The organism is Halorussus pelagicus, assembly GCF_004087835.1.
GTDB lineage: Archaea > Halobacteriota > Halobacteria > Halobacteriales > Haladaptataceae > Halorussus > Halorussus pelagicus.
Genome location: NZ_CP035119.1, coordinates 1359789 through 1385763, shown reverse-complemented (window position 1 = coordinate 1385763; position 25975 = coordinate 1359789). Strand labels below are relative to the sequence as shown.

Below are 25975 nucleotides of genomic sequence, written 5' to 3'. Positions count from 1 at the left end.
CGTCGCCCGGTCGGGAAGTCCGCCACTCGGTCAGACCGCGAAGAAGAAGCCGAACCCCGCCCGCGGGTGGCGTGACTGGCGAACGGTTCCGCCGACTCGGGATTCGGACGACATGCTCGGTAGTTGTTCGCAATCGGTAAAAAACGTTCCGGGCCGGTCATAGGGATTATCGTAGCAAGTCGTACATCCTCGAAACCGGCTCCAGCGGAGAAAGTGCCCGAACCCACCTTCTGCGTCGTGAATCTCTGAAATTCTACGAGAATACCTGTCAGTTGTCGAACTCGTTCTGAACGATGTCCAGCGTCTTCTCGCGGTCCGACCAGTCCACGAAGACGGCGACGCTGGTCGCGCTCGTGAGGAGGTCGTGGATGTTGATGTGGGCCTCGGCGATGGGGTCAACGAGGGTCCGGATGACGCCCGGTTGGTTCGGGAGTTCCCCGCCCATCACGCGGACGACGGCCACGTCGTCGTCCACCGTGACGCTCGACAGCGACTCCTCGTCGATGACCTCGCGGTGGAGGATGTTCTCGGCGCGCTCGGCGACCGTCTCGTCCACGTAGAACGTCACCGAGTCCATCCCGCTGGCCACCGCATCGACGTTGATGTCGCTGTCGCCGAGCGCGGTCGAGAGGTCCTGCAGGATGCCCGGTCGGTTCCGAATGGCCCGGCCCGCGACGGTGAGACAGGCCAGCGGTTCCTCGCGCATGTCGATGAGGCTCTCGAACTCGCCGATGATGTCGGTGCCGCCAGCCAGCAGGTCGCCGTGTTGGTAGTGGACGACGCGGACGCTCAGGTTCTCGCCCTTGTACGAGAGCGCGCTGGGCGCGACGACTTCGGCCCCGCGGAAGGATAGATTCCGGAGTTCGTCCACCGAGATTTCGCCGACGTTCCGCGCCCCCTCCACGACGTGGGGGTCGCCGGTCATGACGCCCTCCACGTCGGTCACGATGACGACTTCGTCGGCGGTCATGTAGTTGCCGAGCATCACGGCGGTCGTGTCCGACCCGCCACGTCCGAGCGTGGTGACGTTTCCGTCGGGACCCTCCGCGAGGAAACCAGTGATGACCGGGACCACGTCGTCAAGTTGTGCGGCGAGTTCCGCGGCGGCGGCTTTCGTCCGCTCGGCGTCGAGTTCGCCGTCGCCGTCGGTGAAGACCGGCCAGCGCTCGCTCCCCGGTTCCACGAAGACGGCGTCAACGCCGCGGGCCGCCAAGGCGGCTTTCAGCATCCGGACGCTGGTCCGCTCGCCCATGCTGACGATTTCGGCCCGGTCGGTCTCCTCGGTCTCGAACTCGATTTCGTCCAAGAGTTCGTCGGTCGTGTTGCCCATCGCGCTGGCGACGACCGCGATTTCGTGGCCCTGCGCCACGGCGTCGGCCACCGAGTCGGCCGCGCGATTGATTCGGTCGCCGCTTCCGAGGCTCGTTCCGCCGAACTTCGCCACTACTCGCATACTATCACCTGCGAGCGAGCGGACCGCGACGTGCGAAACTGATGCATGAGAGAGGCTAACTCTGGCACCCAGATAACTGCTTTCATCTGTGAGAAGCTTGCCACTGCCGGTTCTGTCGGTTCACTGGTCGGTTTCCACCCGCGACTCGTCCGCGCCGACGCCCTCGTTTCGGGTGTCGCGCTCGCCGCCTCCCTCGCGGCCGCCGCCCTCGTAGGTGTCGCTCATCTCGGCAATGGGGTCGAAGGTGACCAGCCCCTCTCCCGCGGTGAACTCGTAGGCGACCCATTCGGGAATCGCCAGCACGCCGTTCATCTTCCGGATTCGGATGCGCTTGATGAGCGTGTCCTCGACGATGGTACCGTTGACCTGCATGTCCACGATGCCGTCCACCGCGTAGCCGAGGTCGTGGGGGAACTCACCCTCCTCGACGGTGAACGTCGCGCCAGCGAAAATGGGGACGAACCGGCCCTTGCAGATGTCGGCCCGGAGGTCCTTGACGAAGTTGTACGCCTGCACGGGTTGGACGAGCGTGCCGAACTCGGTCAGCGAGTCGATGACGACGACGCCGCAGTCGCTCATCGACAGCCCTTCGAGGCAGTTGTCGATCTTGTTGTGGAGTTCGCTCGGGTCGCTCGGGTCCCGAACGGTTTGAGTCACCGACTTCGTGATGTCGTAGATGTGGCGGTTCCACTCGTCCATCCGCTCGAACATGCGCTCGCGGTCGCGGTCGTCCATCCGGTAGGTGAAACAGTCCACGATGTGGAGTTGGCCGGATTCGAGATACGGGAGGACGTTCCAGTCCAGCGAGAGAAACCCCTCAACGACCGAGACGGGCGGTTCGGTGAACGAGACGACCGCAGCGGGTTCGTCGCGTTCCAAGGCCCGCCAGACGAGTTCGGCCTGGAGGGCGTCGTCGCGCGCGCCCTCGTCGTTGGCCAACAGGACGAACGAGTTTCGGGGTAACCCCTGCGGGAGGAACGTGTCCAACCCCGAGACGCCGGTCTGGATGCGCCGAAAGCCGTGATACTCAGTGAACACGCGGTCGCTCTCAACCATCGCGTCACGGCAGGTCTCGGTGCAGAACTCGTAGACCGTCGAATCACACTCCATCGTAACCGGGTCGGTCGGACACGGGAGCCGACAGAAGTCACAGAGTTCGGAGTCGTCCGTCGTATCCATACACACGAGTTAGTCGGCGAGCCAAAAGTCCTGCACGTTGGTGACGCTGTTGACAGTTTCTCGCCGGTTCCGATTACCACGAGAAGTCCCACGGTCTTTAACTTCGTAGGCGGCGGATACGTGAACAATGCGCGTGCGAGATGCTGTCGAAGAAGATGGGGAGAGTCTCGGCGAACTCGCAGACGCCCCCGCCGAGGTGATGCGTAACGTGATACACGACCGGACGGTTCGAGTGGCCGAACGGTCCCCAAACGGCGACGGTCCCGCCAGCGACGGCTTCGACGCCCCAGAGGTAGGCGAGAGCGAGGATATCGAAGAGACCGACGACACGGACGACGCGACGGTCGTCGGGTTCGTAGGGTTCGACGCGATGCCGGGAACCGTCCGTGTGACCTACCTCCGTGGGACGCCCGAGGCCCGCGAGCGCCTGCTGGAGGAGCCAGTCCGATTCGCCCGAAAGGAAGAAATGGCCGTCGAGGCACTGGTTCCCGAAGACGAGAGCGAGACCAAGGAGGTCGTCGAAGCCGCGGGGTTCCAGCGCTCGGGGACCGGCCCTCGGTTCGAGGGCCGCCGAACCGTCGAGTATCGCCTCGAACCGTCGAGTCGAGCGGGGTCCGCGCGTCGGTGAGTCGCTACGAAAAATCGATTCTCGGTCGGGTAACGACTACGGCGACCCCTCCGTTTCAGGTGGAGAATAAAACAGGAGCGCCGCGAGAAGTGAGTTACCGGAATCGTCGGACCGTCATGTCCAGCGTGTCGAGGTCGAGGATGGGCGCGAACCCGGCGTCGGGGTCGATGTTGACCGACTTCTGGAACGCAGTCTGTTCCTGCCAGCACCCGGAGTTGACCGCGAGGACGTTGTGGTACTTCCCCCAACCGAGTTTGTGGACGTGACCGGTGTGGAACACGTCGGGCACCGAATCCATCACGAGGTAGTCTTTCTCCTCGGGCGCGAGGCGGGTCTTCCCACCGAACTGGGGCGCGACGTGGCGTTTCTTCAGCAGTTGGTACATCGCCTTGTGCGGGTCGTCGTAACTCGCTTTCTCGTCGGGGAGTTCCGCAATGACCTCGTCCAGCGAGACGCCGTGGTACATGAGGATGTCCACACCCTCGACGGTCACCGTCGAAGGGTTGCCCGAAATTTGGGCGTCGTGGACCGACATGATGTCACGCAACTCCTCGTCGAATCCGGGTTGCGGTTCGGCGAGTCGAACTGCGTCGTGGTTGCCCGGAATCATCAGGATTTCGAGGTCGCCGGGCACCTCCTTGAGATGCTCCGAGAACTGCTCGTACTGATCGTAGATGTCGATAATGTCGAGTTCCTCGTCCTGATTCGGGTAGACGCCGACGCCCTCGACCATGTCGCCAGCGATGAGGAGATACTCGACGTTCTCGGCCTCAGGCGTGTGAAGCCAGTCGGCGAAACTGGACCACGCGTCGGCCATGAACTCCTGACTGCCGACGTGAACGTCGCTGATGAGCGCGGCCTGTACGTGGCGGTCGGCGGTCGAGGGCTTGTAGGTCCGGGGCACGTCCGGGAAGTACAGCGCGTCCACGAACAGGATACCGTCGCCGTCGCCGTTGTCGTCCGAGAGTGTTCCCTCGACGGCGATTACTTCGTCGTGGAGCAGTTCGTCCACGGCGTCGGCGAACTTCCGGTCTTTCATCACGAGACAGGGGTAGATCCCGCTCGTGTCCTCCAACTCGATGAGCCAGTGTCCGCTGGCGGTCGAGCGGATATCGCTGACCATCCCGACAATGGCGGTTTCGCCCCCGCCGGGCATCTTCTGGACCGCGGCGGTCGGCCGCGCGTTGACCCGCGACCGGAGCTGTTTCGAGAGGCGCTTGAACCGGTCGCGGAACACCGACACGAAGTCCCCATACTCGCCCGTGCCGGTACTCTCGCCCGTCACGTCGCCGTCGATTTCGAGCGAGCGAGCGTCGAAGTCCGGGTCCCTGACCGACTCCTCGGGCCGGGAAACGTCGGTGACGCTCTCGCCGACGCCGGAGTCGTGCGCGCGGCCGCGACGGGACTGCTCTCGGACTTCTTGTTCGTCCTCTCGAAGTGCCTCCTCGTCCGTCTGAACTTCTCCTTCGTCCCCCTGAGCCTCCGCTCCGCTCTCTCCAACTTCCTCGTCGTTCCCTCGAACCCCCTCCGTTTCGCTTGGAGAGGTAGGCGTCGTCGCCGATTTATTTCCGTTTTTTGCTCCACTCGAAACTATGGTGTCGTCCGCCCGCTCGAACTCCGTAAGAGTCGCCTCGACGTGGTCGGCCGAGAGTTTCAGCGCGTCGTCGGGCGCGCGCTCGACGGCGGCGTCGAGCGCGGCGTCGGGGTCGTCGGCCCCCGCGAGGAGCGTCACGGCCTCGCGGTCGGCGTTGTACCCGCGACTGGTGAGTTCGCTGACGATACGAGCGGGCGTCTCCAGCGGCACGTACACAGGATCTCGGGGGGTAGCAAAAAGGATAGCGGAGCGTTCCCCGGTGCGATAATCGACGGCACGGTCCGGGCGCACGAGTCGGGAAGCCTCCCGAGACTACACTCCGTTCGACCCGGAGCCAACTTCGGCCCGCGCCGCACCCGGAAAATTGACAACCTCGGAACGGTAAGGTGGGTCCGATGAGTTCTTCCCGAGACGACCCCTCTTCCGGCGAGGACGAACGGGCCGACGGCCCGCGCGCCTCGTCCGGTGAGCGGTCCGACGACGTGGCCGCCGACGGGACCGACCGCTCGCGCGCCGAGCGGGAGACCCGGTCCGATGGCGGCGAGCGCGAACAGGGCATCGGCCCGCTCGCGCTCGTTCGTCGGTTCCGCAACAGCGACAACGAGGTCGTGGTGTTCGTCCGCGAGGTGTTGAGTAGCGCCGGTATCGTGCTGGCTATCGGACTTCTCCTGTTTGCCATCAGCGGTGTCTGGCCCCCGATGGTCGCCATCGAGAGCGGGAGCATGGAACCGCACATGGAGAAGGGAGACCTCGTATTCATCATGGAGGAAGGTCGTCTCGCGCCCGGAGCGGCACAGCAGGGCACCGGCGTCGTCGGCTATCAGGCCGGTGAGGACGCCGGGTACAGGACGTTCAACAACTACGGGGACGTAATCGTCTACAAACCGGATGGGAGTAGCTACGCGACGCCGATAATTCACCGCGCTCGGTTCTGGGTCGAGGAGGGCGAGAACTGGTTCGACAGAGCGAACCAAGAGTACATTCAGGCCGAGAACTGCGAGCAGTTGACCAACTGCCCCGCACCGAACGCCGGGTTCATCACGAAGGGCGACGCGAACCCCTACTACGACCAGTCGAACGGCATGGAAATTAGCGACCCCGTGAAGCCGAGTTGGATTCGGGGCACCGCTGAGATTCGCATTCCGTGGCTCGGTTGGGTCCGTCTCAAGTTCTCCGGCGCGGCGTATCTCTCGCCCGGCGCGACGCCGCTGAACGTCGGGGCGACGCCACTCGCCCCCAGTTCGACCGCTGGCGGACTCGCGGGAACCGCGTAGCTCTCGGAACGTAACTTCTCGTCTCCAGACGAAATCGCTCGGTCAGTGAAACCTCAAGCAGTAACAGTCTCTCTCAGTTGTCGAAGCGCGCCTGTACGAACGGTTGGACGTTCTCGATGTCGCCGAGTCGGGAGTCAGACATCAACACCGCCTCGGTCTCGTCGATGGGCACCGAGAGGCTGATCTCCTTCGTGCGGCCGTAGCGACCCTTGCTGACGACCACGGCGTTGACGATGCCGAGCATGTCGAGTTCGCTGATGAGGTCGGTGACGCGGCGCTGGGTCAGCACGTCGGCGTCGATTTCCTCGCAGAGACGCTTGTAGATATTGTACACTTCGCCGGTGTTGACGTTGTGGACGCCGTTCTTCTCCAACGAGACGATGGAAAAGAGCACGAGTTTCGACTGCGTGGGGAGCGTGCGCACGACTTCGACCACGCGGTCGAGTTCTATTTTCTCCTGAGCTTTTCGGACGTGCTTTTCGTTGACGCCCTCGGCTTGGTCGCGCTCGGCGAGTTCGCCCGCGGTCCGCAGGAGGTCGAGCGCACGCCGGGCGTCGCCGTGTTCCTGCGCCGCAAATGCCGCACAGAGCGGAATCACGTCGTCGCTGAGTGCGTCGGCCTTAAACGCGACTTCCGCGCGGTGCTGGAGGATGTCCCGGAGCTGGTTGGCGTCGTACGGCGGGAAGACGATTTCTTCCTCTCCCAAGGAGGATTTCACGCGCGGGTCGAGGAAGTCGGTGAACTTCAGGTCGTTCGAGATGCCGATGATGGAGACCCGCGAATTCTCCAACTCTGAGTTCATCCGCGAAAGGTTGTAGAGGGTGTCGTCGCCGGACTTCTCGACGAGTTTGTCGATTTCGTCGAGCATGATGACCACGACGCGCTCCTCGTAGTCCACCGCCTCGAAGAAGGTGTTGTAGACGCGGTCGGTCGGCCACCCCGTCATCGGGACCGACTCCATCTCCTCGCGGTCGTCTTCCAACTCCTCGATGCGCGCGTCCACCTCCTCGGGCGAGTCGAAGTCGGTATCGGCGAGTCGAGCGGGGTCGGCGGCGGCCTCCTCGCGGAGCGCGTCGAGTTCGGCGACGCGGTCGGCAACGAACTCCTGATTGTTCTCGATGAACTTGTTGGCGAGTTGCGCGAGGACGCGGTACTGGGTGTCGGTCACCTCGCAGTTGATGTACTCGACGTTGCAGGGCACGTCGTACTTCTGGGACGTGCTCTCCAGTTCCTTGCTGACGAACTTCGCGCTGGCAGTCTTGCCAGTCCCCGTTTTGCCGTATATCAGGATGTTCGAGGGCGTCTCTCCGCGGAGCGCGGCGACAAGAATCGTCGCCATATTGTTGATCTGGTCCTTCCGGTGAGGAAGCTCGTGTGGCGTGTACGACGGACGGAGGACCTCCTTGTTCTCGAATATCGGTTCGCCGGACAACAGGTCGTCGAAAAGCCCCTGATCGTCGTCTTCGTCCTCGAAGACCACGTCGTCTAAATCGACGTTGTCGAAGCTACGGTCGGGGCTAACATCGACCGCGTCGTCCGTCGGTTTGTTATTTTCGTCTGACATACGTTCGTTCCGACCCCTTCGTTTCAGGTGGAAGACGCGCAACGCGCGAGCGAATTTCGGCGAAATCGACGGCGAGCGACGGGATGCCGAGGTCGAGAAGTTGCGAGCGCGTCCAGTTGATGCAGGAGAACTAAAGGTCCAGCAGGGTATTAAACTCTTTCTTCTTTTGGTGCAGTTCAGGAGAACTGACTCTAGAAGGCTCGAAAACGGTGAAATCAGCAGGTGAAAGCTGACGTGAATCGGGAAGTAGGCTACGATTTCCGGTTGTCGGACCCCCTCGTTTCGGGTGTAGTGCCGGTCGAAGTCGTCGTCGTGACGAGTGGATTAGGAGGCGTAGCGAAGAGTCGGGGTCGTGGTGAGTGAATTGCCGTAACGAGTGGACCCGTCGTTGCGAAAGTGTTGCGGTGGTGAAGCGTACCGACACGAAGTGTACCGACAGCGAAGCGTACCGACAGCGCGAAAATGAAAAGTAACAGACACGTTTGAGACGAGGATAGCAGAACCATTTGAGACGAAGGCTGATTCCATCAGCGCGGAATTCATGTACCACCGACTTCATATAGAACGGAGTTCATGTCGCGTCGATTGTTCAGCACAGGAGGGGGATAGAGTTGGTCACGATTTCTCCAACCCCCGCTGTTTCTCGTAGACCACGAAACGTGGGGTCGAGTGTCGGATATAAGCCCGGAGCAACATGACCGTGAGTAGATTCTTAGGCGGGTTCCCCCCACCCCTTCGTTTCGGGTGGAACGTGGAGATCGATGGTGGGGTGGGGGAGGGTGTTTAAATTAGGAAACCTTTATTACATTAGCACTAAAACAGTACCCGCAAACTAGCCTAAACTAGTAATTCTATATATTTCCATTGTGTTTTATTCGGAAAATATCCCGCGGCTCCACCCCGGCCCCACTCTCTGACCAACTCCACCCGAAACGAAGGGGTGGGGGGATACCCCACTGACAACCTCTACCGACAACTCCCTCGGACAGTTTCCCCGACAACCTCCATCGACAAACCCCATCGACTCCTCGAAAGTCGAGTCCGGTCAACTCAGTCCTGACCGATTCATGGTGTACCGTCGCCGTTCATACAGTGCGGGGTCACGGCTCACCCCGTATTTCTCACACAGCGTATGGTACTCGTCGCTTTTCCCGACTGTCTACGTCGCTTCGCCCTACTTAGTCTTTGACTCACTATCACTGTTGCGTCATTCGACTATTTTGTTGAGGGTCTCTTTGGCTCTGGTTGGCACAACCCCTCCGTTTCAACTGGAATCGGCTCCCGGTTTTCGCTTTCGAGTTCTCCACTTCCGTTTCTAGCACGATAATAACTCTCTCGACTTTCACTCCTCGTCTTCCACACTCGCCTTTTCACTCCCCATTCTTTCACTCCTCGCCCTTTCACCCTCGCTCTTTCATCACTCTGGTGAACCAAATCCACTACCTCCTACGCCTCCTCCATCTTCAACGCTCTACCCGCTCGTATCGACCGGCTCAACTCGAAACTGCGGTCTCGATTTGTCGGCCAAGTTCGTTCCGAAACCCCGAACCCGTCATTTTTCCCGAGGGGTGTCTGACATAGGTTTAAGTGAGTGGGATATAGTTGTTCGCGCAACAGCCCCCGTGACGGTTACGGACGCCGATAGTGGGGTCTAGGAGGAAAGGATGGGATTGTTTACGGACCTGAAAGACAGTATTTCCCGCGTTACGGATAAGCTCTTCTCGGCGCAGGAGCCGAAGCGTATCGGTATCTACGGCCCGCCGAACGCCGGAAAAACGACCCTCGCAAATCGTATTGCCCGTGATTGGACCGGCGACGCCGTCGGACCAGAGAGCCACATTCCACACGAAACTCGACGCGCACGCCGCAAGGAGAACGTCGAGATAGAGCGCGACGGCAAGACGGTGTCCATCGACATCGTTGACACGCCGGGCGTGACGACCAAGGTGGACTACGAGGAGTTCCTCGACCACGATATGGAGAAAGAAGACGCCGTGCGTCGCTCCCGCGAAGCGACCGAGGGCGTCGCAGAAGCGATGCACTGGCTCCGCGAGGACGTGGACGGAGTAATCTACGTCCTCGACAGCTCGACCGACCCCTTCACGCAGGTCAACACGATGCTCATCGGTATCATCGAGAGTCAAGACCTCCCCGTCCTCATTCTGGCCAACAAGACCGACCTCGAGGATTCGAGCGTCCAGCGCATCCGAAACGCCTTCCCGCAGCACGAGACGATTCCGCTCTCGGCGCTCGAAGGCGACAATATGGACGAAGTGTACGCGAAAATCGCGGAGTATTTCGGGTGACATCATGCCGGAAGTGACAGAGGACGGCCCGAACGACGGCGTGCAGATCGACCTCATCGGGGCCGACCGGATGGCTGAGATGGCCTCGATGGAGAAGATTCGCATGATTCTCGACGGGGTCCGCGACGGCAACATCGTCATCCTCGAAACCGGACTCTCGCCGGACGAGGAGAGCAAACTCATCGAGGTGACGATGACCGAAATCAGCCCCGACGAGTTCAACGGTATCGAAATCGAGACGTATCCCCGTTCGGAGACCGCCGACCAGAGCTTCCTCGACCGCTTGATGGGCAAAGAATCGACCCATAAACTGACAGTCATCGGCCCGGCGAACCAAATCGAAACGCTCCACAAAGACGAGAACCTCATCAGCGCGCTCGTCTCTCGTAAATAATGCCTCACCAGTGTACCAACTGCGGTCGGACGTTCGGAGACGGCTCGAAGGAGATGCTTTCGGGCTGTCCGGACTGTGGCGGGAACAAGTTCCAGTTTAAGCCCGCGAGCGCCGCAGATGGGACCGCTGGCGACGGCGTCGCGGCGGGAACCGCCGCGACCGAACCGAAGAAGACGCCAGAGAGCGCCCGCGACAGTGCCGACGACGTTCGACAGGCCCAGCGGGACGCCCCGAGTGCGGACGATGCCCGCACGGGCGCGGTCAACCGCGCGGCCGCGACCGTGCGCGACTGGGTTGGTACGCGCGACGAGACGGAACCGCATAGCGACCGCGACTACTCCGAGGAGTCTGCCGACCGAACTGCAAAGAAGTCCGCCGAGCGCGACCGCTCGGACTCCACCCGAAACGAACGGGCTGACGGAGCGAAGTCGTCGTCGGCTCGACCCGATTCGCCCGCCGGTCCTGACAGGGCGACTCGACCCGACTCGCCCGCGAACTCCGACGCCGCGCCGAGTTCCGAGGATTCGGCGCAGGCGAGCGCTCGTTCCGACGTGGTGAACGACTCGGAACTCCCGGAGGACGCGCCGGAGAACGCCGCCGAGGTCGGTCCCACCTCGGAAGACGCGGACGACGCGAACGTCGTCAGCGCGCCCGACGACGACAACCCCGGCCTGAAGGAACTCCGAGAAGAACTCAACAGCCAGTTCGAGAGCATCCGAATCGTCAATCCGGGCCAGTACGAACTCAACCTGATGGAACTGTACGAGCGCGAGGAGTACATCATCTCCCTGCAAGAGGACGGCAAGTACGTCATCGAAGTCCCCGACGCGTGGGACCCCGTCGAACGCTGATAGGCCGTTTCTTCCGGTTGAACGCCAACTCACTGTTACTTTCGGACCAACGAACACCGACTCACTGTTACTTCGGGACCAACGAACGCCGACCCACCATCATTTCCGGACCGACTATCCCGGTTGATTTCACCACGGCGATGGTTCCAGCAAAACACGAGGGCTTGGCAAAACTGTTTACCTCGCGCTTTTCAAACACCCGTATCCGATGCTCGACGACGCCAAGCGCCGAGTTCAGCGCGTCGCGTTCCTCTTTCCGGCCGCGTTAGCTCGTCTCGGCCTGCTCGACCGCGAGAAGGGCGAGGAGGCGTTCGACCTCGCGGTCCCCGTGATGGTCACTGGCGGGATGCGGACCCTGCTCCGGGTCGCGGACTTCTTCATGGTCGGGCGGGCGCTCGGCGACGAGGCGGTCGCCGCGCTCGAACTCGGCTTCCAGTATTTCTTCATCCCGTTCGGTCTCTCGCTGGCGCTGACCAGCGGCACCATCAGCGTCGTCTCGCGGTTCGAGGGCGCGGACGAACACGAAAAGGCCAACTTCGCCATCAAGCAGTCGCTCTGGCTCGCGCTCCTGATAGCGGTCCCGATTACCGCGGTGACGTGGGTCTACGCCGAACCGATGATAGACGTGCTGACCGACGACCCCGATACCATCCGACTCGGCGCTATCTACCTCAAAATCATCATGCTCTCGGTGTCGTTCCGGTTCTGGAGCATGATCGCCGCCCGCGCGCTGGCCGGGGTCGGCGACACTCGGACGCCGATGTACGTCCGCCTGCTCACGCTCCCGACGAACATCTTCCTCAACGCGGTCCTCATCTTCGGCTGGGGACCGTTCCCCGAGTTGGGCGTCGCAGGTGCGGCGTGGGGCACCGCCCTCGCCAACGTCCTCGCGGCGACTATCTTCACCGGCGCGCTCCTCTCGGGCCGATACTCGGTGCGCCTCCCGCTCGGCGGCAAGCAGTGGGACTGGTCCATCGCGGGAGAAATCGTCCGCGTCGGCGCGCCGCTCGCGGGGACGCGCCTCTCGCGGACGCTCGGACGCTTCCCCTTCCTCATCGTCCTCACCACGCTGGGCACGCCCGTCGTCGCGGCCTACGCAATTGGCCGCCGAGTGATGCTCCTCGCCCTGATGCCCGCGTGGGGCTACTCGACAGCCTCCTCAACGCTGGTCGGCCAGTCCATCGGCGCGGGCGACGAGGACGCGGCCACCGAATACGGCTGGCAGACCCTGCGCATCGCGCTGGTCACGCAACTGCTCATCGGTGCGGCGCTGTTTGCGGCGGCCCGGCCCGTCGCCGTCGCGTTCGGCACCGACCACGTAGACCTGACGGTCACTTTCGTCCGCGTGTTCGGACTCGGTGTCGCGGGATTCAGCGTCTCCAGAACCATGCGCGGCGGACTTCGCGGCGCTGGCGACACGCGCTGGCCCTTCTACGGCGCGTTCGTCGGGACGTACTTCTTCAAGCTCCCCGTCGCGTTCCTCGCGGTCGCGCCCGGCGTCGCCCTCTTCGAAATCGCTGGCTGGCAGTTCGCGCCGGGGATGGGGCTTGGTCTGGTGGCGGTGTACGTCTCCATCCTCGGAGACATGTACCTCCGCGCGGGCGTCAACGTCTTCCGGTTCTGGACCGGCGAGTGGAAGCGAATCGCCCGCGAGTCCGATGTCGGAGCGGGGACCGGCGCGGACTGACGCGAGGCGATTCCTGATAGTTTTAAACGCTCGCGCCCGAACGAACGACCATGAGCAAGGCAACCAAGATTACGGTCGGAACTATCGGCATCGTGGCGATACTGGCGGTCGCAGTGTTGGCGAATCTCTGGCTCGCGGCGTGATGTTCGAAGAACGCTCGCTTTCCGGAGAGGTCGCTGCGGTCCGGGAGAGCCACGCGCCCGACGCGCTGGTTCTCGACTCAGGACCGGATTTCGAGACGCTCGACCCCGCGCGCGCCGAGGACCTCGGTCTGCTCGTGGACGCGCTCGACCCGCTGGCCTACCCCGACGAGTGGCTTCCCGAGGACGCGCCTGAACTCCTCGCCCGGTTCGCCTCGTCGGACTTCACGGTCGGGATGCCCGGCGACGGGAGCGTCGCGTGGACGCGCCAGACCGATCCGCCGGTCGCGTTCGTGAAGCCTCGCGTGCAGGGGTCGCCCGACGACTTCGTGGACTTCCTCGTGGCCGAGGCGCTCGTGGAAATCGGCACCGGAGTCCCCGAGCAGTTCCTCGGGTTCTTCGAGGACCGATACCGGGACCTCGACGCCGCGCTTCCCTTCGACTCCGGAAGCGTGTATCAAATCGCGGCGGCGCTGTACGACGCCTACCTCGGACTCCACACCCGCGACATTTTTGCGGGATGGGACGACGACCACCCGCGACTCTTTGCGGCGTGGCAGGACGCGGGCGAGCGAATCGAACCGCGATTGCAGGGGCTTCCGTCGTCGATGGCCCGCGACGAGACCGACTTCGCGGACGCCGCGGAGTTCGCCTGCGCGGCGGTGAAACACGGTCTCGAACTCCCCGCGCCGTTCGCGGCGCTCGACACTGCGGCCTACCGCGACCACGGCGCGGACTACGCGGTCAAGTGGGCTGAAAAGACTTTCCAGTGACCGGGTAGAACTGGTGTGTGAGCCGCTCTAGCACGCGACTTTTGCACTTCCCGTAACAATTTTGACGCTCCGTAGCTAGTCGTAGAACGAACAGTTATGGGTGACCACTGGGACGTGCGCGGTGACGCACACGGCTGGGAGGAACAGCTCTACCCCGACGGCGACGACGACGAGGAGCGCGCCGAGGGACCGACGACCGAATGAGACTGCGGCGCAGATGCGACTCGTTTTCACGGTCGATTCACGGCCCGACTCGGAGTCAATATCGGTCGATTCGAAGTTGACACCGACGCTGAGACCCCACCGAGCGCCCGATTTTCTCGCTACCCCTCCGTTTCGTCTGGAGATTTCGATTCGTCGCTCTCGACGTGGTCGGCAGACAGAATATTTTCCGACCGCACTCAGGGAATCAACTGCTCGCCGTCGTCGTCGTAGATTCGGATGGCGTCCACTGGACAGACGCGCGCGGCCATCTTGGCGTCGAACTCGGCGTCTTCCGGGATTTCGCGGACGAAGGTATCCGCGGTCTCCTCCTCAGCGTCGAGCAGGTCGGCCTTCCCGTCGTCGCGGTTCTCCTCGAAGGCGTCCCACTCGGCAGTACACTGGAACATCCCGGTGCAGGTGTCGCGGTCGAACTCGATTCGCATGGGTCAGGGTTCGGCGGGGTGGACCTAATTCTTGCCGGAGTCGGCGGCGACGAACTCCCGGAGCGCTTCCACGGTCGGGTCGAGAAGTTCCGCGAAGGTCTCCTCGCGCTCGACGCCGGACTCCCACTCGTCGGGCGTCAGGTGGTCGCCGATCTCGTGGACCACGGCGGCGTCCGCCCCGCGGTACGCCGCGACCGCCAGCATCGCGGCACTCTCCATGCCGAGCGAGACGACGCCCTCCTCGGCGTACTGCTCGATTTCGGGAACGGTCTCGCGGTACATCGCGCTGGTGGTCCACGTCGGCCCGCGGTGGGTCTCGACGCCCGCCGCGGAGAGCGACTCGTCCAGCGCGTCCACGAGGTTCGGGGTGGCCCGCACCTCTTCCTCAGGTGGCAAATAGTGGTACGAAACGCCCTCGTCCCGAATCGCCGTGGTCGGTAGAATGGCGTCGTTCGGCGGGATTGACCGTTGGAGACAGCCACATCCGCCGAGGATGCAGACGACTTCCGCTCCGGCCGCGATGACGTTCTCCGTGATAGTCGCCGTGACCGGCGCACCGATGCCAAAATCGCCGATGAACCCCACGTCGTCGTTCAGCAGGTGGACCTCTTGGCTCCGAACGAGATTCACGGACTCGTCGCTACGCTCCACTACTGACTCGTAGAGTACGTCCTCGAAACCGAGGATGACCGCTGGCGGCACGTCCGGCAGACCGCCACCGTCACCTTGCTCGGAGACGGCCTCCTCCGGAGAGAAGAGCGCGTCGGCGTCGTACTTGTCGCCGAAGTTCGGAATTGGCATAGTTGGACGTTTCCCATCGGTGATAAATATTTTCTCGTAGTGTGTTGCACGTTCTCAGAGTTCGAGATAACTACGCTCCCTTTCCGAGAACTCGAACCCATCGCCCTGTCCGACCCGACAGTTTAAACCACAAGACGCGCCTACCTCGGGGTAATGGATACTCTCATCTCTGGACTCCCGAGGTGGGCGGCGTGACTGTCGAAATCGGTGACATCCCGGACCTCCCCGACGGCGTTCCCGAACACTTCCGCGAGCAGGGCATCGAGGAGTTGTACCCGCCCCAAGGCGAGGCCGTTGAGGCCGGAGTCGCCGACGGCGAGAGCGTGGTCGCCAGCGTGCCGACTGCCAGCGGGAAGACGCTCGTCGCCGAACTGGCGATGCTCACCAGCGTCGCCCGCGGCGGGAAGGCCCTCTACATCGTCCCGCTGCGCGCGCTGGCCAGTGAGAAAAAAGCCGAGTTCGAGGAGTTCGAGCAGTACGGCATCGACGTGGGCGTCTCGACCGGAAATTACGACAGCGACGGCGATTGGCTCGCCCAGAAGGACATCATCGTCGCCACCAGCGAGAAGGTGGACTCGCTCGTCCGGAACGGTGCCCAGTGGGTAGACGACCTGACCTGCGTCGTCGCCGACGAGGTTCACCTCGTGGACGATTCCCATCGCGGACCCACGCTCGAAGTCACGCTCGCCAAACTCCGCAAGTTGAACGCGAACCTCCAGACGGTCGCGCTCTCGGCGACGGTGGGCAATGCCGACGAAATCGCGGAATGGCTCGACGCGACCCTCGTGGACTCGACGTGGCGGCCCATCGACCTTCAGAAGGGCGTCCTCTACGGCCAAGCCCTCCACTTGGACGACGGGTCGAAGAAACAGATTTCGAGAGGCAACGAGAAGGCCACCGCCGCGCTGGTCGAGGACACCCTGACCGACGAGGGGTCGAGCCTCGTTTTCGTCAACTCCCGGCGCAACGCCGAGGCCGCTGCCCGGCGACTCGGCGACGTGACCCGCGACTACCTCACGCCGGAGGAACGAACGGAACTCCGCGACATCGCCGCCCAAATTCGGGACGCAAGCGACACCCAGACCAGCGACGATTTGGCCGACGCCGTCGAAAAGGGGTCGGCGTTCCACCACGCAGGTCTCTCCAGCGAGAGCCGTGAACTCGTGGAAGACGCCTTCCGCGACCGACTCGTGAAAGTCATCTCCGCGACGCCGACGCTGGCCGCCGGGGTCAACACGCCCTCTCGCCGGGTCATCGTCCGCGACTGGCGGCGCTACGACGGAGACGTGGGCGGCATGCAACCGCTCGACGTGCTAGAGGTCCACCAGATGTTCGGCCGGGCAGGTCGCCCCGGACTCGACCCCTACGGCGAGGCGGTCCTCATCGCCAACAGCCACGACGAACTCGACGAACTGTTCGACCGCTACGTCTGGGCCGAACCCGAACCGGTCCGGTCGAAACTCGCGGCCGAACCCGCCCTGCGGACCCACATCCTCGCCACCGTCGCTTCCGGGTTCGCCGATTCGGAGGACGAACTCGTCTCGTTCCTCGAACGCACCCTCTATGCGACCCAGACCGACGAGACCGGTCGCCTCGAAACCGTCACCCAGAACGTCCTCGATTATCTGGAGCGCAACGAGTTCCTCGAACGCGAGGACGGAGGACTACGGGCGACCGGACTCGGCCACCGCGTCTCGCAACTCTACATCGACCCGATGAGCGCCGCCGAAATCATCGACGGGATCCGGTCGGCCGACGAGCGACCGACCGCGATGGGACTCTACCACCTCGTCGCGCGCACTCCCGACATGTACGAACTCTACCTGCGGTCGGGGGACCGCGAGGAGTACACCGAACTCGCCTACGAGCGCGAAGCCGAGTTCCTCGGATCGATGCCCTCGGAGTTCGAAGATAACGCCTTCGAGGACTGGCTCTCGGCGCTCAAGACCGCCCGACTGCTCGAAGATTGGGCCTCCGAGTTGGACGAGGACGACATGGCCGAGGAGTACGGCGTCGGTCCGGGCGACATCCGCGGCAAGGTCGAAACCGCCGAGTGGTTGCTCAACGCCGCCGAGCGACTCGCGGGCGAACTTGGTCTCGACTCCGGCCCGGCCATCCGCGAGGCGAAAAAGCGCGTCGAGTACGGCGTCCGCGAGGAACTGCTCGACCTCGCAGGTGTCAGGAACGTCGGCCGCAAACGCGCCCGGAGACTCCACGAGGCGGGTATCGAGTCTCGCGCCGACCTCCGAGAGACCAACAAGTCGGTCATTCTCGGGGCGCTCCGCGGTCGCCGGAAGACCACCGAGACCATCCTCGAAAACGTCGGGCGCAAGGACCCCGGCTTGGAGGGCGTCGAAGCGGACGGCGAGGTCGGTGACGGAGACGCCGCGGAAGCCGGGAGCGCGACCAGCGCGACCGAAAGGGGAGACGACGGACAACAGAGCCTCGGTGATTTCGAATGACTCGCAACCAACAGTTTCGCTCGGAGGGTCCCGCATGAAACTCGTCGAAGGCCGCGCCGAAATCGCCGACCTCGACGCGTTCCTCGCCGACATCGGGACCGTCGCCGACGAGTTCGACTGCGCGATTCAGGCGTTCGACGCCGACTACGTCCTCGGTGAGGACCACCTCCGAACTGCGGTCGAGCGCGCCGACCGCGCCTTCGACCGCGACGCGAACGTCGCCCGCGAGCGCGCGGTCGAAATCCTGCTGTACGCCGCGGGCCGCCGACAAATTAACCGCGCGCTCCGGATGGGCGTCGGCGAGGGCGAGACCGACGTGGTCGTCGTCGTCCACTCGCCGGAGGACGACGCCGAGGACGAACACGCGGCCGCCCAAGCGGTCGGCGACCTGCTCGCGCCTGCGTCCGCCTCGACGGGCGCGGGCGCGCTCGCGCCCGACCGAATCGACTCCGAGGAAGTCCGGGACTTCTTCGACGTGAGCGAGACCGAACTGGACGCCACGGACGCGACGCTCGCGGACCTCGTCCGCGAGCGCGTGGCCCTGCTTGACGTGGAGAAGTAACGGAGAGCAGAATCAGAAGCGGCGGAAAGGAAGTGGCGACCACTCGTTGCCCAACCGCGACACCACTCCGAGGTAGCCAGTAGGATTACGAACATTTGGACCCAACCAACGCACATGGCCGACTACGACCCCGACGCCAAGAAAGAGCAACAGCACGCCCGCGAACACCAGCGCGAGCGAACGGAGAGCGTCGAGGACATGCTCGGCGACGTGGCCGGTCCCGAAGAGTACAACGACGAGCGTGCGCTCGGGGAACTCGACGCCGAGACGACCGACGACGAGTCAAGCGTTGACGCAAACTGACGCTCGGTCGCGTCGGAAGTTCCAGTTGAAACGAAGGGGTTAAATGCGACGACGGAGGTTCGGTCGGCGAAGCGGTTTAAAAACCCCGTTTGGAAACGGCGCGACGAGAAAACCCGGAATAGTCCCACCAAGATTCGAACTTGGGTCGAAGCCCCCAGAAGGCTTCAGGATTGGCCACTACCCCATGGGACTCTGCAATACCAGATACTCGCCGGGGGAATGTAAGCGTTGCGCGTTCGTCCGGATTTGCTAACCGTTCTCACTCCGCTCGATAATGCCCGACGACGCTCGCTTGTACTCGCTGACCGTGCATAAACCAACATCTATTTGCCGAATAAGTACGCACGTTCGTGTATGTACGTCGGACGTTTCGTCGTCGTCGGCCCGAAAGTCGCGGCTTACCGCGTCTCCTCGCGGTCGTTCCCGAACCGGAAGATAATCGAGCGCGACGGCGCGCTGACCGTCGCGCCCACTGAGGATGCGCCCGAGACGGACAACCCCTACATCTCGTACAACTGCGCGCGGACGGTCGGCGACGAGTCGGCCGTCGTCGGAAACGGGTCGCACGTAGACCCTATCACGGAAAAACTCGAACTCGGCTATCCCGCGCGCGACGCGCTGGCCGAGAGTCTGCTCGCGCTTGACTACGAGAAAGACGATTACGACACCCCGCGAATCGCGGGCGTGTTGACCGACGACTCGGCGTTCGTCGGCACCGTCCGGAGCGACGCCCTGCTCGTCCGCGAGGTGACCGAACCGACGCTCGTGGCGACCTACGAGAGGAACGGCCCCGAAGCGTTCGACTTCGCGGCCGACTCCGCTGCCGAGGCCGCTAGCCGGTCGTACGACCTCGACTTCGAACACGCGGTCTGTGCGGCGGGAGTCACGCGCACCGACGCCGGGTTCGAGTTTGCGGTCGAGAACGGCGTCTGACTCCCGACGTCAAGGCCCGGAACTAAGTCGCGGGCGTACCAACGACCGGACATGCAGATAGGCGTTCTCTCAGACGTTCACTCGAATCGAGTTGCCTTCGAGACCGTCCTCGACGACATGCCGGAGGTGGACGCGCTCGTCTGCGCTGGCGACGTAGTCGGGTACAACCCGTGGCCCGCCGAGTGCGCCGAGATAGTCCGGGAACGAGATATTTCGATTATTATGGGTAATCACGACCGAGCGGTCGCCTCGGACACCGCCTTCCCCTTCAACGGGATGGCACAGGCGGGCGTCGAACACGCCCGCGAACGCCTCACCGACGAGCAGACCGAATGGCTTGGCGACCTCCCGAACGAGCGTCGCCTCTTCGACGGCCGAGTGAAAGTCGTCCACGGCCACCCCGACGACCCCGACCGCTACACGATGCCCAGCGATTTCGCGGCCGACCTGCTCGGCGACGAGGACGCGCTGATTATGGGCCACACGCACGTCCAGCATCATCAGAAGTACGGCGAGGGCGTCGTCATGAACCCCGGAAGCGTCGGCCAACCCCGAGACGGAGACCCGCGGGCCGCCTACGCCGTCCTTGACTTGGACGACCTGAGCGTGACCGAACACCGCGTCGAGTACGACGTGGCGGCGGTGCAGGCGGCCGTCGAGGACGCGGGACTGCCGAGTCGAATCGGCGAGCGATTGGAACACGGGAAGTAGTGACCAGCGAAAAAGAACGAAGACCGAATCGGGTCGTCGCAGTTACGCGATTTCGTCGTACTGCTCGGAGAGTTTGTCCGCGGCCTCGCCGAGCTGTTCGCGCTCGAACTCGGTCAGGTCCCATTCGACGACTTCCTGCACGCCGTCGCTACCGAGCTTGACGGGGACGCCCAGCGCCACGTCGTCGTGGCCGTACTCGCCGTCGAGTTTGACCGAACCGGGCAGGACCGCGCCGGTGTCGCGGACGACGGCCTCGACCATGTGGCCGACGCCGGTGGCCGGACCCCACTGGGTCGCGCCCTTCTTCTCGATGACGTTCATCGCGCTCTGTTTGAGTTCCTCCAGAATCTCTTCTTTCTCATCGTCGCTGAACTCGGGGTCCTTGCCGTTGGCGCGGACCTTCGAGAAAACCGGCACCTGCGCGTCGCCGTGTTCGCCCAGAATCGTCGCCTCGACGTTCTGAACCGGCTCGTCGAAGCGCTGGCTCAGCACGTATCGGAATCGCGCGGAGTCGAGGCGGCCGCCGAAGCCGATTACTTTCTCGCGCGAGCGCTCGCCCGTCTCGTAGAGGTGGCGGTTCAGGAGGTCCACCGGGTTCGAGGTCGTGACGGTCACGAAGTCGTCGTTGTACTCCGCGACGGAGGAGCCGATGTCCTCCATGATGGGCGCGTTGTCTCCCGCGAGGTCGATGCGGGTCTGGCCGGGTTGGCGCGGAATCCCGGCAGTAATGACGACTACGTCCGAACCCTCGGTCGCCTCGTAGCCACCCTGTCGGACGGTGGTGTTCGAGTCGTAGGCGACCCCGTGGTTCACGTCGGCGGCCTGCCCGACGGTGTCCTCTTCTTTGTCCGGGATGTCTACCAGTACCAGTTCGTCTGCGATGTCCCGAAGCGCGATGTTGTACGCCGCCGCGGCCCCGACGGTTCCGGCCGCGCCGACCACACTGATTTTCGTCATGCCACGTAAAATTCCACCCGGAAATCCGTTAAGTGCTTCGGAACGACCGAAAAACCGGCCGAAGGGGTCGTCAGACGACGCTCCCGAGTTCGACTATCGTCGTATCTCTCGGACGGAGAACTGCACCGAAATCTCTACTCGCTCCCCATTCGACGGCGTCGTCGGTAGTACCTCCCACCGCTCGACGAACTCCTCGAACTCGGTGCGCCCCGAACCGGAGCAAAAGCCGGAAGGTTTCGGACGTTCTTCACCTCGGTATGAGCGACGACTCGGGATTCGACAAGGAGGCCGAACGCGAGAAACTTCGGGAGAAGTACGGCGACGACGACGCGGACCGCGAGAACACTCGCCGGATGAGCGAACTCCTCCTGAAGGGCGCGACGATGACGGGCAAACACTGCGACAACTGCGGCGACCCCATCTTCCGACACGACGGTCAGGAGTTCTGTCCAACGTGCCAACACGAGGCACAGCAGGCCCGGAGCGCGAACGCCGACCCGAATCAGTCCGGCGAGCGGACGGACGAATCCCCCCAGACTGCCGGGGCGGCCGACCCCGCGAACGGCACGAAATCCACCGACGCTGCGGACCCCACCAACGCCGTGGACGCCGCGGGCGCAGGTGCCGACCGGGGAGCGACCGACCAGCAGTCCGACGACGAACCCCGAATCGAAATCAACGACGTTCGGGTCGCCGACCAGCACGCCGACCGGTCGAACGTGCGCCGCCCGCCGTCGCAAGTCGGCGATGCCGACGAGTCTCGACGCCACGGACCCGACCGCACGTCGGGAGCGCACGACCACACCCACCGCCACGCACAGGGCGCGAGCGCCCGCGACGCGGGCGCTCGCCGCGCGTCCGCGCGACCCCAATCCGACGACGCGGGCGACCTCGCGCCCGCCCGCGACGCACTGGTCCGAACGCTCTCGGACCTCGCTCACCGCGCCGAGGAGACCGACGACGTGGCTCGCGCCCGCGAACTCCTCGGAGCAACCCGTGAGGCCGCCGAAGCACTCGCCGCGCTCGACCGGGCGAATCGATAATTCGGTTCTGGCTGTCCCGCTCGCGCAGCAATCGTCAGTCGAACTGACGGCTCCGCGGATTCTCGGGAGCAAGGTTCCTCGCCGAAAAAGAGTCTGCCCGCGAACTACTGCTCCGTGGTCGTGGCCGTTGGAATGTCGGGCCGGTCCGGCAGCACGGTCGGTCCCGCGGGACCCTCCGCCCGGATTCGAGCGAACAGAAGTTCGAGGTCCGGAAGTTCGCGGTCCTCGCCGAGAGTCTCGTGCTGAGGCTCTCCGTAGAGCGTCTGCTCGTCACACCCCGTAGTGACCTCGTGGGACGGCTCACCGTAGAACCGTCGCTCGTCGAGCGTGTCGGCGGTCCCGTAGCTCGATTCACTCAGTGAATCGACGCTTCCCGCGTCGTCGTCCGTGGAGGGTCGTTCGTATCTCATTTACTCGGTATCCAATGAACAGTCCGTACGGGCTTAAGTCGCCGAGGCCGTTTTACTCAGTTTCATCGTAAAAGGGCGTGTTACACGATACCGACACCCGAGTAAGCGCCGGTTTCCCACGCGGGAGCGTCGCAGCTCGCGGGCACAATACGGGATTCCGCCGAATCGTTCGCACTAATTTACAATTCGGGGGTACCACCACGGGCCGCTACCGGTCGTACTCGCTCCCGATTACGTCGCGGATTCGCTCGGCGGTGACTTCACCGACGCCTTGAACTCCGAGCAGATCGCCTTCTCGGGCCGTCATGACCGCCTCGACGGTTTTGAACTCCTCCAGCAGCGACCGGGCGGTGACGGGACCGATGTCCGCGATGGAGGAGACGACGTACTCCTGTTGTTCGGCCAGTGTCTTGCTCGATTTCTCGCCGTGGACCGACACCTCCCGGTCGTCGGTCTCCTGCTCGCGGGCCGCGATGACCTCCAGCAGGTCGGCGGTGTCGTCCTCGTCGTCGGTCCGGAGGACGCTCGCGCCGAAATCAACCGCCAGCGACGAGAGCGCGCCCCGAATCGCGTTCGGGTGAACGTTGCGCTCCTCGTAGAGTCCCTCGCCCTCCAGAATCACGACCGGTCGGGCGTAGTGGCGGGTGGCGTCGCCGACCTGCTCGAACATCGAGCGGTCGCCGCCGGTCAGCGTGTCGAGGAAGTCACCCACCGACTTGCGCTCGACCACCACGCGGTCGCTCAGCACGTAGTCGCCGACCGACAGCGTTTCGAGGCGGGTCTCGATTCCCTCGCGCATCGAGAGGTCACGCGCGATGGTCGAGTCGAGTTCGCGCTGGTCGGCGACGATTTCGACCGTCTCGTCGTCGGGTTCCGCAGTGGCGACGACGCCGTCCGCGTCGTCCGCCGTCGATTCTTCGTCTGACGACTCCGACTCTGAGGCTTCGCCACTCGCGTCGAACGTCTGTAGTCCAGGTTCCACGTCGGATTCGGCGTCGCCGCCCTCGCCAGAACTTTCGGTCCTGCCCGACTCTTCGGCGTCGAAGTCACCGAGTTGTCGCTGCGAGTCGTCTAACTCCTCTTCGACCTCGTCGGCGACACCCTTCAGCTTCCGCATCTCTTCTTCCATCTCGTCCTCGCGGCGCTTGGAAATCCAGAAGTAGGCCTCGTCGCGGGTGTCCTCGGCGAGCAGCACTGCGACCTTCCCCTTCGCCTGTCGGCCGGTCCGACCCTTGCGCTGGATGGACCGAATCGCCGTGGGCACCGGTTCGTAGAACAGCACGAGGTCCACTTCGGGCACGTCGAGTCCTTCCTCGGCGACCGAAGTCGAGACCAGCACCTCGAAGTCGCCGCCGCGGAAGCGGTCCAAGACCTCTTGCTGTTGGGTTTGGGTCATTCCGTCGCTGCCCTCCTTGTCGCCCTGTCCGACGAACCGCTGGGTGTCGAAGTTCTGGCCCAGAAACTCGGTCAGCGCCTCGGCGGTGTCCCGCGACTCGGTGAACACGATGACGCGCTCGCCGTTCTGGATGCCCAGCGTCTCGGCGATGCGTATCCTCGCGCGGGAGTATTTCGGGTGGAGGTCGTCGTACTTCTCGGCCCTGCGCATCGCCTCCTTGACTTTCGGTTCGGAGACGAACCGCTGGCTCGCCTTCGACGCACCCGAGGACTTGGCGGCGTTGCGCTGGCGCTCGAAGTACCTACGGAGGGCTTCGACGCTCTGTGTTTCGACGTAGGTGACCGCGGTCCGAAGCTTCCGAATCTCGGCGAGCGCCGACATTCCCTGATACCCCTCCGACTGGTCGTTGTCGATGAGTTGCTGGAGTTCCGCCCGCATCTTCTTGATGTCGGTCTCCGAGAGGTCGGCGCTGGTCTTGCGAGTGATGCCCAACTCCTTCAGCTTCGCCAGTCGGTCCTCCACGACTTCGTTCAGGGCGTCACGAATCTCCAGCACCTCGTCGGGCAACTCGACGCGCTCCCACTCCACGTCGGTGTCGTGGGTGTACTCCTCTACGTCCGAATCCTCCTCGGTCATCACCTCCACGTTATCGATGCCGAGGTTCTCACAGACCTCCAGAATCTCCTCCTCGTCGCCGCCGGGCGAGGCGCTCATCCCCGTGACGAGCGGGTCGCTCGCGTCTTGATGGTACCGCTCGGCGATGTAGTTGTAGGCGTAGTCGCCGGTCGCGCGGTGACACTCGTCGAAGGTGACGTGCGTGACGGTGCTGAGGTCGATTCGGCTTCCAACGAGGTCGTTCTCCACGACCTGCGGGGTGGCGATGACGACCGAGGCGTGCTGCCAGAGTTCGGTTCGCTCTTCGGGCCGAACCTCGCCGGTGAACATCACGATGTCATCGTCGGGGATTTCGAGGGCTTCTCTGTAGAACTCGGCGTGCTGTTGGACGAGGGGTTTCGTCGGCGCGAGCAGGAGCGACTTCCCACCCACGTCGGCCAGTCGTTCGGCGGTCACCAGCAGACTCACCGTCGTCTTCCCGAGACCGGTCGGGAGACACACGAGGGTGTGGCGGTCCTTCGCCGCCCCCGCGAGTTGTAACTGGTACATCCGGCGCTCGATGAACTCCGGGACGAGGAGTTCGTGGTCTACGTACTGCTGGTCCCCGGTCGTCGCCATTCGTGGACAGGGTTCGTCGGCAAGCGATTAAAGGGTTCGCCTATCAGGGTGAAAGTGAAACGTCGCCGGGCGGCAGTGCGGAGTTACCCTCAGAACCCCACTGTCGGCAGATAGCGCAACGCCAGATACATCACGACCGCCGAGACGACCGGAATCGTGATATTGTCGTCGATGACGTAGCCCGCGACGATGGGCTTCATCCCGTCGGCCAGCGTCGCGGCCAGCGCGCCGAGAACCGCCGCGACCAGCGGCAGGCCCGACAGACTCGTGATGAGCAGACAGACGCCGAACGTGAGCAGGAGGGTGTGGGTTTCTTTCACACCTAACTCGCCGGACCCCGCGAGTCCGCTGATAGGGTCCGCGATGGTGAGCATCAACATTGCGGGGATGGCGACGCGCGGCCCGAACGCGAGCGCGGCCACGGTCATCCCGAAGATGTAGAGCGCGTAGCCAGCGAGGTTCTCCTGCTCGTACTCGCGGGTGAGTTCGTCAAAAATTCGCCAGTCGAGACCGACGAATAGCCGAATCACCTCCAGCACGAGCGCGCCGACCGAACTCGCCACGAGCAGGAGTCCCAACTGCTCGTAGCTCGCAAGGCCGAGCAGGTACAGCGCCGGATACCCGGTCCCCGAGACGTGGACGAGTCGGCGCTTGACCTCGCTGTGTAGCGACAC

The 25975-nt window shown here is 63.7% G+C and carries 24 protein-coding genes and 1 tRNA gene; 14 read left to right on the top strand and 11 right to left on the bottom strand.

Translation table 11 applies throughout. From position 1 onward, the window contains the following. Positions 1–268: 268 nt before the first annotated feature. Together EP007_RS07020 and EP007_RS07015 are read right to left on the bottom strand one after the other, a co-directional pair. Complete coding sequence (locus tag EP007_RS07020; protein ID WP_128476983.1) at positions 269–1453, bottom strand: aspartate kinase; 1185 nt, start codon at positions 1451–1453, stop codon at positions 269–271. Between the two features lie 120 nt (positions 1454–1573). After that, positions 1574–2632: an RAD55 family ATPase gene (locus tag EP007_RS07015; RefSeq protein WP_128476982.1), complete on the bottom strand. Its 1059-nt coding sequence runs from the start codon at positions 2630–2632 to the stop codon at positions 1574–1576. Between the two features lie 127 nt (positions 2633–2759). Here EP007_RS07015 and EP007_RS07010 point away from each other — a divergent pair, with 127 nt between their 5' ends. Continuing rightward, positions 2760–3260 carry a hypothetical protein gene (locus EP007_RS07010; protein ID WP_128476981.1) on the top strand — a complete coding sequence of 167 codons (501 nt, stop codon included), beginning with the start codon at positions 2760–2762 and terminating at the stop codon, positions 3258–3260. A gap of 94 nt (positions 3261–3354) precedes the next feature. Here the strand turns inward: EP007_RS07010 and EP007_RS07005 are convergent, their stop codons facing one another. Further along, entirely contained in the window at positions 3355–5064 is a 1710-nt protein-coding gene (locus EP007_RS07005; RefSeq protein ID WP_128476980.1) for a DNA-directed DNA polymerase II small subunit, read from the bottom strand. Between the two features lie 185 nt (positions 5065–5249). On the opposite strand from EP007_RS07005, the gene EP007_RS07000 reads away from it, so the two are divergent. Further along, a complete protein-coding gene (locus EP007_RS07000) occupies positions 5250–6128 on the top strand; it encodes a S26 family signal peptidase (RefSeq protein WP_243700461.1) in 879 nt (292 codons plus the stop codon). A 73-nt stretch (positions 6129–6201) separates the two neighbouring features. Here EP007_RS07000 and EP007_RS06995 read toward each other — a convergent pair whose 3' ends face one another. Further along, entirely contained in the window at positions 6202–7692 is a 1491-nt protein-coding gene (locus EP007_RS06995; RefSeq protein ID WP_128476979.1) for a Cdc6/Cdc18 family protein, read from the bottom strand. A 1664-nt stretch (positions 7693–9356) separates the two neighbouring features. Between EP007_RS06995 and EP007_RS06990 the strand changes: the two genes are divergently transcribed. The 6 genes from EP007_RS06990 (at position 9357) to EP007_RS06970 (ending at position 13843) form a co-directional block, all read left to right on the top strand. Beyond that, positions 9357–9998: an Era-like GTP-binding protein gene (locus EP007_RS06990; RefSeq protein WP_128476978.1), complete on the top strand. Its 642-nt coding sequence runs from the start codon at positions 9357–9359 to the stop codon at positions 9996–9998. 4 nt (positions 9999–10002) lie between these two features. Continuing rightward, on the top strand, positions 10003–10392 hold the full coding sequence (locus EP007_RS06985) for a DUF2073 domain-containing protein (protein ID WP_128476977.1): 390 nt from the start codon (positions 10003–10005) through the stop codon (positions 10390–10392). Beyond that, entirely contained in the window at positions 10392–11243 is an 852-nt protein-coding gene (locus EP007_RS06980) for an OapC/ArvC family zinc-ribbon domain-containing protein (protein WP_128476976.1), read from the top strand. Before EP007_RS06985 ends, EP007_RS06980 begins: the two co-directional genes overlap by 1 nt. Positions 11244–11451: 208 nt before the next feature. Beyond that, entirely contained in the window at positions 11452–12930 is a 1479-nt protein-coding gene (locus tag EP007_RS06975) for an MATE family efflux transporter (RefSeq protein WP_128476975.1), read from the top strand. 50 nt (positions 12931–12980) lie between these two features. After that, entirely contained in the window at positions 12981–13073 is a 93-nt protein-coding gene (locus EP007_RS18355) for a hypothetical protein (protein WP_449405018.1), read from the top strand. Then, a complete protein-coding gene (locus EP007_RS06970) occupies positions 13073–13843 on the top strand; it encodes a DUF7089 family protein (RefSeq protein ID WP_128476974.1) in 771 nt (256 codons plus the stop codon). The genes EP007_RS18355 and EP007_RS06970 overlap by 1 nt, the downstream gene beginning before the upstream one ends. 401 nt (positions 13844–14244) lie before the next feature. On the opposite strand, the gene EP007_RS06965 is transcribed toward EP007_RS06970, so the two are convergent. Both EP007_RS06965 and EP007_RS06960 read right to left on the bottom strand, forming a co-directional pair. Beyond that, complete coding sequence (locus EP007_RS06965; RefSeq protein WP_128476973.1) at positions 14245–14490, bottom strand: ferredoxin; 246 nt, start codon at positions 14488–14490, stop codon at positions 14245–14247. Between the two features lie 24 nt (positions 14491–14514). Further along, positions 14515–15291: a nucleoside phosphorylase gene (locus EP007_RS06960; protein ID WP_128476972.1), complete on the bottom strand. Its 777-nt coding sequence runs from the start codon at positions 15289–15291 to the stop codon at positions 14515–14517. 191 nt (positions 15292–15482) lie between these two features. Between EP007_RS06960 and EP007_RS06955 the strand changes: the two genes are divergently transcribed. From EP007_RS06955 to EP007_RS06945, 3 genes are all read left to right on the top strand, one after another. Next, positions 15483–17753: an ATP-dependent DNA helicase gene (locus EP007_RS06955; protein ID WP_128476971.1), complete on the top strand. Its 2271-nt coding sequence runs from the start codon at positions 15483–15485 to the stop codon at positions 17751–17753. A 34-nt stretch (positions 17754–17787) separates the two neighbouring features. After that, complete coding sequence (gene cgi121 / locus EP007_RS06950) at positions 17788–18315, top strand: KEOPS complex subunit Cgi121 (RefSeq protein ID WP_128476970.1); 528 nt, start codon at positions 17788–17790, stop codon at positions 18313–18315. 114 nt (positions 18316–18429) lie between these two features. After that, a complete protein-coding gene (locus tag EP007_RS06945) occupies positions 18430–18618 on the top strand; it encodes a hypothetical protein (protein WP_128476969.1) in 189 nt (62 codons plus the stop codon). A 119-nt stretch (positions 18619–18737) separates the two neighbouring features. Here the strand turns inward: EP007_RS06945 and EP007_RS06940 are convergent. Next, positions 18738–18810: transfer RNA gene (locus tag EP007_RS06940), tRNA-Gln, on the bottom strand. Between the two features lie 162 nt (positions 18811–18972). Between EP007_RS06940 and EP007_RS06935 the strand changes: the two genes are divergently transcribed. Together EP007_RS06935 and EP007_RS06930 are read left to right on the top strand one after the other, a co-directional pair. Then, the gene (locus EP007_RS06935; protein WP_128476968.1) at positions 18973–19551 is read left to right on the top strand and encodes an IMP cyclohydrolase; all 579 of its coding nucleotides are present in this window, start codon (positions 18973–18975) and stop codon (positions 19549–19551) included. A gap of 51 nt (positions 19552–19602) precedes the next feature. Beyond that, the gene (locus EP007_RS06930) at positions 19603–20262 is read left to right on the top strand and encodes a metallophosphoesterase family protein (protein WP_128476967.1); all 660 of its coding nucleotides are present in this window, start codon (positions 19603–19605) and stop codon (positions 20260–20262) included. A gap of 42 nt (positions 20263–20304) precedes the next feature. Here the strand turns inward: EP007_RS06930 and mdh are convergent, their stop codons facing one another. Then, positions 20305–21219, bottom strand: coding sequence for a malate dehydrogenase (mdh, locus tag EP007_RS06925; protein ID WP_128476966.1), 915 nt, complete (start codon positions 21217–21219; stop codon positions 20305–20307). Between the two features lie 257 nt (positions 21220–21476). Here mdh and EP007_RS06920 point away from each other — a divergent pair, with 257 nt between their 5' ends. Beyond that, the gene (locus tag EP007_RS06920) at positions 21477–22262 is read left to right on the top strand and encodes an Sjogren's syndrome/scleroderma autoantigen 1 family protein (RefSeq protein ID WP_128476965.1); all 786 of its coding nucleotides are present in this window, start codon (positions 21477–21479) and stop codon (positions 22260–22262) included. 104 nt (positions 22263–22366) lie between these two features. Here the strand turns inward: EP007_RS06920 and EP007_RS06915 are convergent, their stop codons facing one another. The 3 genes from EP007_RS06915 to EP007_RS06905 form a co-directional block, all read right to left on the bottom strand. Continuing rightward, positions 22367–22672 (bottom strand): hypothetical protein, encoded by a 306-nt coding sequence (locus EP007_RS06915; protein ID WP_128476964.1) that lies wholly within the window; start codon positions 22670–22672, stop codon positions 22367–22369. 208 nt (positions 22673–22880) lie between these two features. Further along, complete coding sequence (locus EP007_RS06910; RefSeq protein WP_128476962.1) at positions 22881–25301, bottom strand: DEAD/DEAH box helicase; 2421 nt, start codon at positions 25299–25301, stop codon at positions 22881–22883. 89 nt (positions 25302–25390) lie between these two features. Then, the gene (locus EP007_RS06905) at positions 25391–25975 is read right to left on the bottom strand and encodes a dolichol kinase (protein ID WP_128476961.1); all 585 of its coding nucleotides are present in this window, start codon (positions 25973–25975) and stop codon (positions 25391–25393) included.

Excerpts from the sequence above, each read along its gene's own strand:
- EP007_RS07020 (WP_128476983.1), bottom strand. The coding sequence starts at position 1,453 with ATGCGAGTAGTGGCGAAGTTCGGCGGAACGAGCCTCGGAAGCGGCGAC.
- EP007_RS07015 (WP_128476982.1), bottom strand. The coding sequence starts at position 2,632 with ATGGATACGACGGACGACTCCGAACTCTGTGACTTCTGTCGGCTCCCG.
- EP007_RS07010 (WP_128476981.1), top strand. The coding sequence starts at position 2,760 with ATGCGCGTGCGAGATGCTGTCGAAGAAGATGGGGAGAGTCTCGGCGAA.
- EP007_RS07000 (WP_243700461.1), top strand. The coding sequence starts at position 5,250 with ATGAGTTCTTCCCGAGACGACCCCTCTTCCGGCGAGGACGAACGGGCC.
- EP007_RS06995 (WP_128476979.1), bottom strand. The coding sequence starts at position 7,692 with ATGTCAGACGAAAATAACAAACCGACGGACGACGCGGTCGATGTTAGC.
- EP007_RS06990 (WP_128476978.1), top strand. The coding sequence starts at position 9,357 with ATGGGATTGTTTACGGACCTGAAAGACAGTATTTCCCGCGTTACGGAT.
- EP007_RS06985 (WP_128476977.1), top strand. The coding sequence starts at position 10,003 with ATGCCGGAAGTGACAGAGGACGGCCCGAACGACGGCGTGCAGATCGAC.
- EP007_RS06980 (WP_128476976.1), top strand. The coding sequence starts at position 10,392 with ATGCCTCACCAGTGTACCAACTGCGGTCGGACGTTCGGAGACGGCTCG.
- EP007_RS06975 (WP_128476975.1), top strand. The coding sequence starts at position 11,452 with ATGCTCGACGACGCCAAGCGCCGAGTTCAGCGCGTCGCGTTCCTCTTT.
- EP007_RS18355 (WP_449405018.1), top strand. The coding sequence starts at position 12,981 with ATGAGCAAGGCAACCAAGATTACGGTCGGAACTATCGGCATCGTGGCG.
- EP007_RS06970 (WP_128476974.1), top strand. The coding sequence starts at position 13,073 with ATGTTCGAAGAACGCTCGCTTTCCGGAGAGGTCGCTGCGGTCCGGGAG.
- EP007_RS06965 (WP_128476973.1), bottom strand. The coding sequence starts at position 14,490 with ATGCGAATCGAGTTCGACCGCGACACCTGCACCGGGATGTTCCAGTGT.
- EP007_RS06960 (WP_128476972.1), bottom strand. The coding sequence starts at position 15,291 with ATGCCAATTCCGAACTTCGGCGACAAGTACGACGCCGACGCGCTCTTC.
- cgi121 (WP_128476970.1), top strand. The coding sequence starts at position 17,788 with ATGAAACTCGTCGAAGGCCGCGCCGAAATCGCCGACCTCGACGCGTTC.
- EP007_RS06945 (WP_128476969.1), top strand. The coding sequence starts at position 18,430 with ATGGCCGACTACGACCCCGACGCCAAGAAAGAGCAACAGCACGCCCGC.
- EP007_RS06935 (WP_128476968.1), top strand. The coding sequence starts at position 18,973 with ATGTACGTCGGACGTTTCGTCGTCGTCGGCCCGAAAGTCGCGGCTTAC.
- EP007_RS06930 (WP_128476967.1), top strand. The coding sequence starts at position 19,603 with ATGCAGATAGGCGTTCTCTCAGACGTTCACTCGAATCGAGTTGCCTTC.
- mdh (WP_128476966.1), bottom strand. The coding sequence starts at position 21,219 with ATGACGAAAATCAGTGTGGTCGGCGCGGCCGGAACCGTCGGGGCCGCG.
- EP007_RS06920 (WP_128476965.1), top strand. The coding sequence starts at position 21,477 with ATGAGCGACGACTCGGGATTCGACAAGGAGGCCGAACGCGAGAAACTT.
- EP007_RS06915 (WP_128476964.1), bottom strand. The coding sequence starts at position 22,672 with ATGAGATACGAACGACCCTCCACGGACGACGACGCGGGAAGCGTCGAT.
- EP007_RS06910 (WP_128476962.1), bottom strand. The coding sequence starts at position 25,301 with ATGGCGACGACCGGGGACCAGCAGTACGTAGACCACGAACTCCTCGTC.